Annotated in this window: 16 protein-coding genes; 12 read left to right on the forward strand and 4 right to left on the reverse strand. The window is 52.4% G+C overall.

Annotated elements, in window-relative coordinates:
- On the forward strand, window positions 1-495 hold a 495-nt coding region (locus OES20_15725; protein MDH3636148.1), incomplete at its 5' end, for a hypothetical protein.
- A gap of 20 nt (window positions 496-515) precedes the next feature.
- Window positions 516-926, forward strand: a complete 411-nt coding sequence (locus OES20_15730) for a hypothetical protein (GenBank protein ID MDH3636149.1) — start codon at window positions 516-518, stop codon at window positions 924-926.
- Between the two features lie 57 nt (window positions 927-983).
- On the opposite strand, the gene OES20_15735 is transcribed toward OES20_15730, so the two are convergent.
- Entirely contained in the window at window positions 984-1,286 is a 303-nt protein-coding gene (locus tag OES20_15735) for a SoxXA-binding protein (GenBank protein ID MDH3636150.1), read from the reverse strand.
- A 27-nt stretch (window positions 1,287-1,313) separates the two neighbouring features.
- Window positions 1,314-2,324: a thioredoxin fold domain-containing protein gene (locus tag OES20_15740; protein ID MDH3636151.1), complete on the reverse strand. Its 1,011-nt coding sequence runs from the start codon at window positions 2,322-2,324 to the stop codon at window positions 1,314-1,316.
- A 286-nt stretch (window positions 2,325-2,610) separates the two neighbouring features.
- Between OES20_15740 and OES20_15745 the strand changes: the two genes are divergently transcribed.
- The 9 genes from OES20_15745 (at window position 2,611) to OES20_15785 (ending at window position 8,606) form a co-directional block, all read left to right on the forward strand.
- Entirely contained in the window at window positions 2,611-2,814 is a 204-nt protein-coding gene (locus tag OES20_15745; protein ID MDH3636152.1) for a hypothetical protein, read from the forward strand.
- Window positions 2,815-2,865: 51 nt separating this feature from the next.
- Window positions 2,866-3,525, forward strand: a complete 660-nt coding sequence (locus OES20_15750; GenBank protein MDH3636153.1) for a rhodanese-like domain-containing protein — start codon at window positions 2,866-2,868, stop codon at window positions 3,523-3,525.
- Between the two features lie 73 nt (window positions 3,526-3,598).
- Complete coding sequence (locus OES20_15755; GenBank protein ID MDH3636154.1) at window positions 3,599-4,099, forward strand: thioredoxin fold domain-containing protein; 501 nt, start codon at window positions 3,599-3,601, stop codon at window positions 4,097-4,099.
- Window positions 4,071-4,565, forward strand: coding sequence for a DsrE family protein (locus OES20_15760; protein ID MDH3636155.1), 495 nt, complete (start codon window positions 4,071-4,073; stop codon window positions 4,563-4,565). The genes OES20_15755 and OES20_15760 overlap by 29 nt, the downstream gene beginning before the upstream one ends.
- Before the next feature lie 19 nt (window positions 4,566-4,584).
- Window positions 4,585-4,824, forward strand: coding sequence for a hypothetical protein (locus OES20_15765; protein ID MDH3636156.1), 240 nt, complete (start codon window positions 4,585-4,587; stop codon window positions 4,822-4,824).
- Complete coding sequence (locus tag OES20_15770; GenBank protein ID MDH3636157.1) at window positions 4,814-5,596, forward strand: alpha/beta hydrolase family protein; 783 nt, start codon at window positions 4,814-4,816, stop codon at window positions 5,594-5,596. The genes OES20_15765 and OES20_15770 overlap by 11 nt, the downstream gene beginning before the upstream one ends.
- A gap of 193 nt (window positions 5,597-5,789) precedes the next feature.
- Entirely contained in the window at window positions 5,790-6,833 is a 1,044-nt protein-coding gene (locus OES20_15775) for a serine/threonine protein kinase (GenBank protein ID MDH3636158.1), read from the forward strand.
- A 340-nt stretch (window positions 6,834-7,173) separates the two neighbouring features.
- Window positions 7,174-7,845: a CoA pyrophosphatase gene (locus OES20_15780; GenBank protein MDH3636159.1), complete on the forward strand. Its 672-nt coding sequence runs from the start codon at window positions 7,174-7,176 to the stop codon at window positions 7,843-7,845.
- Window positions 7,846-7,943: 98 nt separating this feature from the next.
- Complete coding sequence (locus OES20_15785) at window positions 7,944-8,606, forward strand: peptidoglycan DD-metalloendopeptidase family protein (protein ID MDH3636160.1); 663 nt, start codon at window positions 7,944-7,946, stop codon at window positions 8,604-8,606.
- 2 nt (window positions 8,607-8,608) lie between these two features.
- On the opposite strand, the gene OES20_15790 is transcribed toward OES20_15785, so the two are convergent.
- Complete coding sequence (locus OES20_15790) at window positions 8,609-9,877, reverse strand: hypothetical protein (GenBank protein ID MDH3636161.1); 1,269 nt, start codon at window positions 9,875-9,877, stop codon at window positions 8,609-8,611.
- Between the two features lie 200 nt (window positions 9,878-10,077).
- Between OES20_15790 and OES20_15795 the strand changes: the two genes are divergently transcribed.
- Window positions 10,078-11,838 (forward strand): adenylate/guanylate cyclase domain-containing protein, encoded by a 1,761-nt coding sequence (locus OES20_15795; protein ID MDH3636162.1) that lies wholly within the window; start codon window positions 10,078-10,080, stop codon window positions 11,836-11,838.
- Window positions 11,839-12,051: 213 nt separating this feature from the next.
- Here OES20_15795 and OES20_15800 read toward each other — a convergent pair whose 3' ends face one another.
- Entirely contained in the window at window positions 12,052-13,446 is a 1,395-nt protein-coding gene (locus OES20_15800) for a protein kinase (protein ID MDH3636163.1), read from the reverse strand.
- Window positions 13,447-13,499 lie beyond the last annotated feature (53 nt).

A 13,499-nucleotide genomic window follows, 5' to 3' on the forward strand; every position in this document is an offset into this window, starting at 1 on the left:
CCAGGGATGCCAGGGATGTCGGGAATGCCGGGAATGCCGGGAATGCCAGGAATGGGAATGCCAGGGATGCCAGGGATGTCGGGAATGCCGGGAATGCCAGGAATGGGAATGCCAGGGATGCCAGGGATGTCGGGAATGCCGGGAATGCCAGGAATGCCAGGAATGGGAATGCCACCGATGGGGATGATGCCGCAGATGCCCGGGGGAATGCCGCCGATGGGGATGATGCCGCAGATGCCCGGGGGAATGCCACCGATGGGGATGATGCCGCAGATGCCCGGGGGAATGCCGCCGATGGGCATGATGCCGCAGATGCCCGGGGGAATGCCACCGATGGGGATGATGCCGCAAATGCCAGGTGCGATGCCTGGCCCTCAGGCAATCATGGATCCGGAGCAATACGAAAAATTCTACCAGCAGTGGCAAGAAATGATGTCAAAGATGGGGCAGGCCAATCCCGGTACTGCTGAATCCGGTACTGCTGAGTCCCAGTAAGTTTTAAAGATTAAATGATCATGAAAAAAGTAATCTTGCTACTGCTCGCCACCCTTGTGGTCGCTTGCTACGGTGTTGTGCCAGATAACCGCGAAATCGAAACCATGGTGCGCGATAGCCTGTTGACCGATGGTCTCGATGACCTGTTTATCATGGAAAATTTCGCCAAGACCAACGGATTCAAGCAAAGCGACAATATTTATATCGTCGACGTTGAATACGACCTGGTGTTTCAGAAAAGCTTTACCGACGTGGTGCGGGAGATCCGCAAGGATCCGACAGGACCTCAATACGGAATGTTCGGCTCGAAGTTTATCCTGACCGCAATTCAGTCAAATTTCGGCCAGTTCGAAACCGGTGACCGAATCCATAAAACCGACAAGATCACCCTGCACAAAACTGAACAGGGCTGGCAGATAGCCGAATCGTAGATTAAAAAAGACGACCGGACCGCGAAGCGCGTGTCCGGTCGCTTGCTGCGGGCAGATTTAAATGTGGAGATTATCCTTGGTTTGCGAAGTAGCCTGCATGTAACCCAGCATACCCTGGGCTTCTGCTTCCTGGGCCAGTTTTGCGGCTTCCTTGGCTTTGCCTTCCTTCAACAGCTTTTCCGCTTTCTTGATCATCTTGCCGGTATCGCGCCATTCTCCGCCGACTGAACTGGCCTGCTTCTGGGCTTCCTTGGCCGCGGCGATTGCCGCTTCGGCACTCATGTCGCCGGCGCTTACTGATGCAGTGCTGAATGCCGCGACTGAAGCGATGAGCAGCAGGGTTTTCAATGAATGTTTCATAATATTTCTCCTCTCGTTTGACTGTATTTAATCATGAAATGAATCGTAACCCCAGATGTCGGTATCGAATCCGGCTTCACGAATATGTTCAGCTCGCGCCGAAATATAGCGCTGGAACTCGGGTTCTTCGAGATACGCCTTTTCCAGCACGTAGGCGTAAACTGATTGAAAATGAAAGGTTTTCATGAACGCGCCGATGCGCATGACTTCCTTGCCCTGTTGATCAAAGAAGACCAGGGAAGGGGTGTAGTTAATGCCGAGGTCCCGGGCCCATTGCCTGACGCTGGTCTGCCTGCCATCCGGTGTGGTCACCATTTGTTCAGACGCGACGTTGAACTGCACGTTATTGGCCTTCAACACCAGTCTGCGGGTCGCCTTGTCGGCCAGGATTCGCTCGTGCATGGTCACGCATCCCTCGCAGTCGGGCGATTCAAAGTATACTGCGAGTGGCCTGTCTGAATTCGAGATGGTTTTGGCGAGATCCGTTTGCGCCAGGAAAAAGTCTTCATTGATCAGCTTACCGCTGGTCGCTCCTAGCCGATCGAGGCGATACTGTGAAAAGCTCAGTTTACGCTCTAGTTTTTGCGAGACGTAGTCAAGCGCAGCACGAAAATCAGCCGGCGGGTAATAGCCATTGAGGCGTAATGCAACCTTGCCATTTTCGTCCAGGAATACCAGGGTCGGGGTATATTGGACCTTAAGGGCCGCGGCAAAGGTTTTCTCGGTGAAGTCCTGACCGCCAACGCTGACCACCTCGCGGTCTCCCCACATGTTGAGCGAGATACCATCGAAGTGCTTGATAATGTGGGCCTTGAGCTCGGGGTCGGTAAAGTTTTCTTTAACCAGTAGCGCGCAATAGGGGCAGCCTTCCTGGTGGAAATAAAGCATCACGCGACGGCCCGCGGCTGCGGCTTCTGCGACGTCATCTTCGAATTCGAGGAAGCTTTCTTTAAACCAGTCCGGTTTCTCGGAGGGTATAGCGCCGTAATATTTACCGGGTTTGACTTCACTGCCGAGGCTTGCGTTCCAGGGAAACATCAGCATGAACACCAGCACGAATAATTTATGGTTTAATCGGGGTAACGTTGTTAGCTTGCGGTATATCATTGAAATATTTGAAATTTCTCTTTTCGAGTCAACACCATATCTATGGCATTCGTTGACAGGCGTTATGATTTAGCGCATTAATTCTATCTATTCAAAATTGTAATAAACACTATATGGATAGGCCTCCCGGGAACCATACCCAATGATAGATATAGGCTATCCCGGCCTTTTTTGATTTGCTTGCATTGTTGAAATTATCGCGCGGAGAGACAGGAAAATGAAGCTTTTGGTAACGTTAATTTTCTTCGCCTTCCAGACGATCGTGCATTCTACGGCCTATGCCTGGTCACCCATACAAGAGTTCCGGTCTACCGTGGAATCGATGCAGTATTGCTACTGGACAACGGCCAGCAGTGACGACAGCCAGGCAGGCGAAAATAAAGAACAGGCAGAAGGCGAAGAAGAACCTGACTGTGATTAGGATGGGAGTCATGACTATCCGAATCTTTAATAAAATCCCAGGAGGATCAAGATGAAATCGAAGCTGTTAACAACGATGATGCTGGCTACCAGCCTGATCTGGGTCGGCAGTACAGTTGCCGCCGATAAACCCGTCGGCATTACACCCGAGATGATGAAAGCTTCCGTCAAACACGGTGGTAAGACGGTGACGATCATGCGGGACCAGAACAACAAGGCCAAAGTCAATCCTGCCTTTGCCAAGACTTCGCGTCCTTGCCCGCCGTTTTGCATCCAGCCAATTGTGTTGGCACCAGGCGTGGAAACCCTGGGTGAGCAGGAGATTATCGATTACCTCGTTAGAATGAGTGAAGGTGATAACAGCGTACTGGTTGTTGATTCGCGCACACCTGACTGGGTACAAAAGGGCACTATCCCGGGCGCGGTCAATATACCCTGGACTTCTCTGAATCCAGCGAAAGGGGCCGATCCGATTTCGATTGGCGAAATCCTGGAAGACCGGTTTGGCGCCAAATCGCTTGAAGGCCTGTGGGATTACACTGATGCAAAAACCCTGGTCATGTTTTGCAACGGCATGTGGTGCGGGCAGTCCCCGAACAATATCAAGAATCTGCTCAAGTTCGGCTACCCGGCGCACAAAATCAAGTGGTACCGGGGCGGTATGCAAAACTGGTCAAATCTCGGCTTGAGCACGGCCAAACCGTCAAGCTAACGCGGCCTGTTTAATCTTATACTATATCGATTTGCACCGGGACGCGGAAATCGAATTTTCTTGACTGCCTGCCATGCTAATAAAATTGCTGCCCGTCATGTTGTTGCCCGCGATTATTTTCGTAGGCCCGGCGACTGCTGACTCGGTCGCCATGATCCAGGTTACGGACTTGCGTGATGAAGCACGCTTGGCCAGGGATAATAATCTAGTACTGGTGCTCGAGTTTTCGAGCGAATACTGCGGCTATTGCCGTAAGCTGGAAGACCTTTTCCTGGTGCCGATGCAGCGCAATGCAGAATACGATGCAAAAATTTTGATCCGCTCGGTATCCCTGGACAGTTTTGAAACCCTGGTCGATTTCGATGGGCGTTCGCTAAGTACCGCTGAATTCGCCTCACGCTACGAGGTTTCGCTGACACCAACCCTGCTGTTTCTGAATGCCGAGGGCAAGGAATTAAGCGAAAAACTGGTTGGCATATGGTCCGAAGACTTTTACGGTGGTTTCATCGACGGCCGCATTGACCAGGCGCGGGAGAAGCTCAGGCATGATGAACTTACTAAAGCCGGGATTTAGCCAAAGGCGATATTTTATTGCGCTTCTGACGCTTATGGCCTGCCCTGGTTTCGTGTTGGCAAGCGACGCCGTCGATAAACTGCTGGCTCAATCGGAACCACCGCACGGGATCGTATTTGAAATTGTCGAGGCAGACGAAAATGCGCTCGAGGATTTACTACCCCGGGTGCGGGCCGCAATCGAGAGAGTCCGTGCCCGGTTTCCTGATACTGAATTTGCCGTTGTTTCTCACGGCAGGGAAGAGTTCGCGTTGCAAACGCAATACCAGGGCGAGCACGCCGAAATTCATCAACAGGTGCAGTCGCTGGTGGCCGACGATGTGCCGGTGCACGTCTGTGAAACCCATGCAGGATGGTATGGCGTTAGCGCAGAAGATTTTCCGGATTATGTTAACGTGGCGCCTACCGGCCCCGGCCAGGTCCATCTTTACCAGGAACTAGGGTACGAGCTGATCGTTGTTGATTAGCCAAATCCAAATTTGAGAAATGCCATATTATCTTTTTAAAATAAGTGCCCGCGACAGCCTCGGCCTGGTGAAGGATCTGGAGCTGCTGGAAATTTTTGATAAATTCCGTGCCGCCAAAACCGAGGCCAAGAAACTTCGTGCCGAGCAATCCGAGGATGAATTTATTTTCAAAGTCATGTTTGCCGAAAACCAGTTGTCCGCCGAGGAACAGTTGCTGGAAAAACGCGAAAAACCGGTATTGATGGAACATGAGCGCTAACGCGATGGTAAAGCATCTCATCCTCGTATTGCTGTTTTTTGCAGGACAGGCGCTGGCGTCAGGGCCCGATTTTGCACGCGAATCACGGTTGGCAGACGAAATCGTCGACGTTATTCTGGATGGCGATCCCGTTTGGCTTGTGGCGGGTGAGCGCAAATTTTTAAGTATTTATACCGAGGCCGACGAAATCGGCACCGCCGTCGTGATTCTGCATGGACGCGGGTTCCATCCGGATTGGGCGGACACAATAAATCCGTTGCGCGTGGGTCTCGTCGAACATGGCTATAGTACGCTGTCGTTGCAGATGCCGGTGCTTGAAAAAGACGCCAAGTACTACGATTACGTTCCGATCTTTCACCATGCACATCCCCGAATTGAGGCGGGTATCCGGTATTTACGCGATAGCGGACACCGGAAAATAGTTTTGCTGGCTCACAGCTGCGGTGTGCACATGGCAATGGACTGGATCAGAACCAAAAACGACCGGTCTATCGATGCCTTCATCGGTCTCGGGATGGGTGCGACCGATTACAAGCAACCCATGCATCAGCCTTTTCCGCTCGACTGGATGCACGTACCGATCCTGGATTTATACGGTGCCGATGAATACCCGGCGGTGATCCGGTTGGCACCCGGACGCAAGGCGATGATGGACAAGGCTGGACATGCAAGCTCGCGACAGGTCGTGCTGCCGGGGGCGAATCACTATTTCACCGATCAGGGTGATGCATTGCTAGACGCGGTTGCGGACTGGCTCGATCAACTGGAGTAGGATCGGAGGGCTTCCTCGCGAAACCGGATCCGGAGCGTTTCGCGAAATTTAATGATCGATTATAAATTCAGTTGCCGCTTTTGCCGGGCGACGAGGGTATAGTGTCGAACGCCTGGAAGGTCACTGTTTATCCTTCGAGTTGCCTGGTCGATCAATACGGCCAGATCCGATACGCTGATTTAGGGGCATTTGAATGGGATCCGCTGGAAATTTTATAGATCATTCAGAGCCTGCTGAAGCTGACTCGAGTCACCCCTATACCCGGTTAACACCTGACCACGTTATTGCCGCGGTTGAATCTACCGGTCGATTGAGCGACGCCCGCATACTGGCTTTAAACAGTTACGAGAATCGCGTTTACCAGGTGGGCGTTGAAGACGACGATCCCGTCATCGTCAAGTTCTACCGACCGAATCGCTGGTCCATGCCGCAGATCGACGAAGAGCATCGCTATACCCGTTTTCTGTTCGATCACGAGATCCCGGTGGTGCCACCGTTGGTGATTAATGCCGATGCAGAGTATCCAACGCTGGGGCATTATGATGACTTCTGGTTCTCGATCTATTCGCGCCAGGGTGGTCGTGCCCCGGAACTCGATAATCTTGATCATTTGCACCTGCTTGGTCGTTTCATCGGCCGTATTCATGCAGTCGGGCAGGCATTTCCTTTTCAGCACCGCATCAGGATGTCGGTAGATCGGGCCGGCGAAAATGTGAACTATTTGCTCGATGCAGGATTTATCCCGTCCGACCTGGAGGACGCGTATCGCGCGATTACAGGCGAGATCCTGGCAGCCATCGAGGCACGCCGGCCGGACGTTGATCCGTATCGGCAAATCTCGCTGCACGGTGACTGCCACAGTGGTAACGTGTTGTGGCGCGATGACTGCCCGCATTTCGTGGATTTCGACGACGCCATTACCGGGCCGGCAGTCCAGGATCTGTGGATGCTGTTATCCGGGGATATTGCCAACCAGCAGCGCCAGTTGCTGGAGATCATCGAAGGTTATGAAATGTTTCAGCCATTTGACCTGCGCGAACTCAAGCTGATTGAGCCGTTGCGCGCGATGCGCGTGCTCTATTTCAGCGCCTGGTTGGCGCGACGCTGGGATGATCCGGCCTTTCCGCTCGCTTTTCCATGGTTTAACACCGAGCGTTACTGGTCGGAGTACATACTCGAGCTCAAGGAATTGCTGACCGGTTTGCAGCAGCCACCCATTACGATGCCCGAGATATAAATTTACTGCAAAAAAAAGGCCTCCGAAGAGGCCCGCAAATATTGCGCGATTAAATTGTAAGTCACTGAGAGTTGCTCATCCTGAGCATTCTCTACTAAGGTCCGTGTCTGTCGACAATTTAGCGAACAAACGCCAGACCCGAGGTCTTAACCAAACCAAAAATCTCTAATTAGTGGTGAATAATGAAACATTATTCTCAATAATTAAGCGATTTTGTTACTTAACGCGGGCAAGTATCCCCTGATTTTGCACGTAAAACATCACCCAAATGGGTTAAATTGATGCATTTGTGGCATATTTGCAGACCAGTTTCGAAGACAATAATCCAGACACTAGTTCCATGCGTTCGACCTTTAAATTCGATCAATCCCTGCGCGACCTGATTTCGCTCAATCTAAGTCGGCATGACGTTGCCGAGATCGATCGCTCTGACCGTAAACATGCGGCCGTCGCCTTTACCCTGGTCGATTGCAGCCAACCGGCCAACATTGCCAATATCCCATATCTGGCCGATCAATACGAACAGGCTGCTTTCATCCTGACGACCCGTGCGGCGAAGCTATCCAGTCATGCGGGACAGCGTGCCTATCCCGGTGGCAGGCTGGACCCGGGCGAGACCGTCGAGCATGCCGCGTTGCGCGAGCTCGAGGAGGAGGTCGGACTGAGGCTGGATGCGAGTAATGTACTGGGTCGCCTGGATGATTACGCGACTCGTTCGGGATTTATTATTACCCCGGTCGTGGTCTGGGGAGGGACTGGTCTTGATTTGGAACCTAATCCCGGTGAAGTTGCGGAGATTCATCGTATCCCGCTCGCTGAACTGTTGCGCGAAGACGCTCCGATACTGGATTCGATAGCTGAAAGCGAGCATCCAGTGCTTAAAATGCCGCTGGGTGACGAATGGTTTGCCGCACCCAGTGCCGCAATCGCCTACCAGTTTCGCGAAGTTGCGTTGCTGGGGAAAACGACCCGCGTGGTGCACTACGAGCAGCCTTATTTCGCCTGGAGCTGAAACCGTTGTGTCATCCCCGTCGGCTAAGCGTCGTCCCGATACGTCGGACCGCCACTTACGCGGGAATGATCAGACTACCGGAATGACGAGGATCATCGATGAGCTTTGCTGATTTCATAAAAGACAACCGCGACAGGTTTGCACCCATGTTTGAACCGGTGCTATCCGCTGAAAACACCGTGTACATGGAACTGTCATCAGCCACCAATGCCTTCGAAGGTTTGTCCGAAGCCGAAATCGACAGGGCGGTATTCCAAAGGATCGACGATGCAGGCGCTATCGCCGGCGTTGGCGGTTACCTGGAAAACCGCGCCATCTACCGAAATACCGAACTATTCCGGGGAGACGAGGAACGCTGTATCCACATCGGAGTCGATGTTTTCATGCCTGCGGGAACACTGATCTATGCCCCGCTCGCCGGTGAAGTGCACAGTTTTGCCAACCGCCAGGTGAGCGGTGATTACGGCCCGGTCATTATCCTGCGGCATCGGCTTGATGACTTTGAATTTCATAGCCTTTACGGCCACCTGGCGGAAGCATCGCTCGAAGGACTCTACGACGGCAAAGCTTTTGCCAGTGGTGAAAAGATTACCGAAATTGGGCCGCGACCGGTGAATGGCAACTGGACCCCGCACCTGCATTTTCAACTGATCCAGGATATGCAGGACTATCACGGCGACTATCCCGGAGTCGTGCGTCCCGCCGATCTCGATTTCTTTAAACGGAATTGCCCGGATCCTTCAGTACTGATAGTCGGATGAGGTCACGGAAAAGCTTGCGCAACGATTTGCAACCAGATCGCACCGACGACCAGCATCCCAATCGCATAAGGCCAGTTCCAGAAGGCGAGTTTCCAGCTTGGAATGCCGTAGCGACCCTGAAACACCAGGGTGGTGCCGGACAGGGGATTTGAGCAGGTGCCGAGATGCCAGGCGAACAGAAAGGTCGCCGCGAGCAGGTTGGGGTCCGGGTTCAGCGTCATAATCATCGGCGCGAAGCTCGATATCATGATAATCGGGTGAATCCCGCAGAACGCGCACAGCAACATGATGGCCAGTACTTCAGCAGCGGTAATGGCATCAAACTGGTCGAAGGGGTTTTCAAAAACCCCGTGCACAATGAGTGCCGAGATGCCCCCGGCGAGCACACCCGCCGCGAGAAACAGGCACAATTCGTTGACGATTCGGGGTAGGCCATTGAGCACATGAGTTTTAAGTCGGTCGATCGAAGCAGCTATTCCAAGGCGCAGGATGAGTACCGAGCAGGTCACCAGTAGCGCACTGATGGCAATCAGCACCAGGATCGGGGTTATTGGCAGCAGTTGCGACATCAGCACCACGGTGATAATCAGGATTGCCGGAACCTTGAGTGCACTAAGGTGGGTCGGGTACCCAACAAAGGCTCCCACCTCGTCGGGATAGCGGATGCGGGCTTCGAGATAAACGCCGATAAAGCCAATCGCCATGAACGGAAATCCGGCCACGATGATCCACAACAGGCTTGCATCGCTGACATAGGTCAATACTACGGCCATGGCGGCGAAAAAGGGTGACCAGCTGGATACACCACAGAAGATCCGGGTAAAGGTCTGGCTGCTGAAGCGGTCAAGCGGGCGCCTGCGATGGATACGATCGGAAATCAGGATCGGTGCCGAAATGTTGATGATCGAGCTCGAGATGCTGAGCCCCAGAATCGTTTGCAGAAAGGCCTTTTTGCCGATCGGTAAAGTCTCGTCCTGCTCGGTTTCAGGTATGACCACCAGGCGCAGGAAACCAACCGCCGCGATCATCGTCATCAGGCCTGTATTCGCGCTGATCAATGCATTCGTATCGACAACAACCGAATACCGACGGGCGTATACGATCATGGCAATGCCGATCAGTAATATGAGCGAAACCTGGACTTTCAGCACACGCGAAGTATCAACAAACAACAACAATGCTGCTGACCAGGCGGCAACTCCGGCGATGTGTAGAGGATTGGTTCCGGGATCAAGAAAATTCAATCCCGTCATAATCGTGATAACGACCATTAACAGAATAAGACTCCCGGCTATTTTTTGACGTATGGGGTGGTCCGATTCGTTAATTATGGTTCCAGGATTGATAATGAATTTACCGCCAATTTTACTCGAAACATGCCGCCGGCATTAACCATTTTGACTGGACTTCGATTAACTGCTCTTTATACTGATTTTCGAGATTAACAGAGCAGTTTTTTTCAGGGAAGTCGATGCCATCTGAACCACTCAATCGCAAGCTTACCGCGATTCTATATACCGATGTTGCCGGTTATTCGCGTCTGACTGGTGGCGATGAGGAGGGCACCCACCGCCAGGTGATGGAGGTGCTGGATTATACCAGTCAGCAGATATCGGATGCAGGTGGCAAGGTGTTGCGCTATTCCGGCGATGCGATACTGGCCGAATTTTCCAGCGCGGTCAGTGCCGTCAATACGGCTATCGATATCCAGCGCGAGATGACCCGGAAAAATCAACAGGTCGCCGACGATAAGAAAGTCCAGATTCGTATTGGCATTAATATCGGCGATGTGATCGAAGACAGGGGTGAAGTGTTTGGCGACGGTGTCAATCTCGCGGCCCGGCTCGAAGCGGCGGCGCCCGAAGGCGGAATCTGTATTTCTAGTTCCGTACACGAACAGGTTCTTGGCAAGCTTGAGGAGGATTTTACCGATGGCGGTGAGGAACAGTTTAAAAATATCAATCGGCCAGTCCATGTCTATCGGTGGGTACCAACACAGGATTCAAGTGTAAGTTCAGGCAATCCCGCAAAACGCAGTTCGGAGAAGCCCTCGATTGCAGTATTGGCACTGACGAACATGAGTAACGATCCCGATCAGGACTTTATCGGTGACGGCATCACCGAGGATTTGATCACCGCCTTGTCCAAGATCCGTTCGTTCAAGGTTATCTCGCGCGAAAGCACGTTCTCCTACAAGGGTTCTGCAATTGACGTACGCGAGGTTGCCCGTGAACTCGGCGTTCGTTTTGTGCTCGAGGGCAGCGTGCGCAAGGCAGGTAACCGGGTGCGCGTAACCGCGCAGCTCATTGATGCCGAAACCGGACACCACGTCTGGGCCGAACGCTACGACCGTGAGATGGAGGACATCTTCGACCTGCAGGATGAAATGGTGCGGATTATTGCCTCGGCGCTCGAGCCAGAGTTGAACGCGTTCGAGCGTGAGCGTGCAGTTAGCAAGTCGCCCGATAATCTCGACGCCTGGGAGCTTTATCAGCGAGCCCTGTGGCATATGTGGACCTTCGAGGAAGAAAATATTCATACCGCACTGGAGTTGTTTAAACAATCTTCCGCAGCAGACCCTAAATTTGCCCCGGCCTATGCCTACTATGCCTATTGTTGCTACCAGTTCGTGATCCTGGGCATTGCGGAAGACCCGGACGCATATTTACAGGAAGGCTTGGAATCTGCGAGAAAGGCGCTGCAATGTGATGACAGGGACGCGATTTCGTACTTTGCGATCGGCCGCATTCACATGATGCTGGGCGATCATGACTCGTCAATTGCGGCGTTGCGAAAATCCATCGAACTGAATCCCTGTTTTGCGCAGGCTTATCATGGTCTTGGCTTTGCCCTGTCGCTTGCGGGTGAACTCGAGGAGTCCAAGCTCACGACCAAACAGGCTGTCACGATGAGCCCTCGCGATCCGATGATGTGGGCATTCACGATTGTGCATGCGCTCACCTACATCCTTAGTCAAGAATACGAAACGGCACTGGAATGGGCCAATCGTACCCTGCAGATTCCAAATGCGACCGGCTACTGGTCACATGCTGTCAAGGCTTCGGCGCTGGCTAATCTCGGAAGGGTAGACGACGCAAAACAGTCCCTGGCGCTGGCATTGGCTGCGAAACCCGACCTGTCGATCGGTTATCTTGAAAAAAACCTGCCGACCAAGCACGTTGGAGGATTGGATCCCTATCTCGACGGCTTGAAAAAATGCGGTCTCGAGTAGTCTGAAACAATAAGTGGACATCATACCGCGGTCCAACCGCGGTATTCAGTAGCGAAACTGGTTTTTCGGTGGTTGTGGATCCCGCGGTCGAGCCGCGGGATGACAGTTTTGGGACGTTAGGATGACAGCTTGGGGTGTGAGTATGACAGTATGGGGCGCAGGGATGACTTCGGAAAGTGCGGGGATGACTTCGGGAAGTACGGGGATGACGGGTTACTCGTTGTCGTGGCTACCGCGATGCATCTCGATCTGATGGTTGATGTTTTCCTCCTGCAGCAGCTTTTGCATGGCGTTGATGAAGTTGCCTGATTGCTGATAGCCAGTGTCACGAAACCGAATGGTTACGGCGAGTTCGTCAGGATCAAGCATCAAGTTGAACTTGCTCGAGGGTTTTAGAATATTGCGAATTTCGTCCCAGTCCGAAATGCGATCATCAGGAACCTTGGACAGTGCGCTGTCGATGAATTCAGCGAGCGGTTCATCAATTTCCGGACAGGCATTACGAATATCAGGCGGTTTCTGATTGACCTGCATTTTTAACAATTTGGCCAGCGTTGATGCACTGAAGGGCAGGCTGTTGGTCAACATATGAAACGCCATAACGCCGAGCGCGTAAATATCTGCGCGCCCATCGACCATATCACCGTTAATGATTTCTGGCGCCAGGTAGGACGGTGAGCCTTCGATATTGACTTCTTTGTCTTGCGGGGGGCCGGCAATGCCAAAATCGGTAAGCTTGATATTACCGTATGCATCAATGACGATGTTTGACGGTTTGATGTCGCGATGGACGATGCCTTTTTCGCCGTGGTTATGTGCGTACTGCAAGGCGTTGGCGACCTGGTACAGGATTTCACGTGTTTGCGTGAGATTAAACGCGCCCTTATCAGCCAGGGTCGCCGAAAGATCCTGTCCGTGCAGTTTTTCCATGACGATGAAACGGGTGGAAAATGCGTCGATGACTTCGAACACATGGACGATATTTGGGTGGTTCAAACTGGCAATAATTTTGGCTTCCTGTTCGAAGCGATCGAGAAACTTATCGTCGTAGGCCAGCTTGTACTTCAGCATCTTGATCGCGACCTCGCGTTCAAGTTCCTGTTCCCAGGCGTTGAACACCGTCGCCATGGAGCCCTCGCCGAGCTTATTTCGTAAGTCATACTTGCCAACCCGGTTAATGCCGCCGATGTGTGCCATGCGACTGGCCATTAACTGTGACATGACTTCGGCAAAATCCGGGTGTTTTTCGATCAATTCCCTGAAGTGATGTTTATCCAGATAAAAGGTGGAGGTCTTTGCTCGTGCAACAATGTCGGCCGAATAGGTCGAGTTGACTAGCAACGAAATTTCGCCGACCACTTCACCTTTCTTAAGCATGATTCGGCTTTTGACTTCACCGTTAATATCCGGGATCTGGACCTCGACCTCGCCTTCGCAGATAAAGTAAATTCGGCTACCCGTCTGGCCGGCCTCGATTACTTTGGCGTTTTTATCGAATTTCTCGATTTGCGTGTGCCGCGCAATATCGCGAATGATTTCGACATCGAGATCCTGCAGGATCTTGACGCCCGAGAGCATTAACGCGATTTCATCGACATCGATTGACATTCGATAGCTTTACCTGGTTTGCCTGGTAGGAAAATTAAGCTTAGTTGCTGAAT

Source organism: Gammaproteobacteria bacterium (genome assembly GCA_029862005.1).
Lineage (GTDB): Bacteria > Pseudomonadota > Gammaproteobacteria.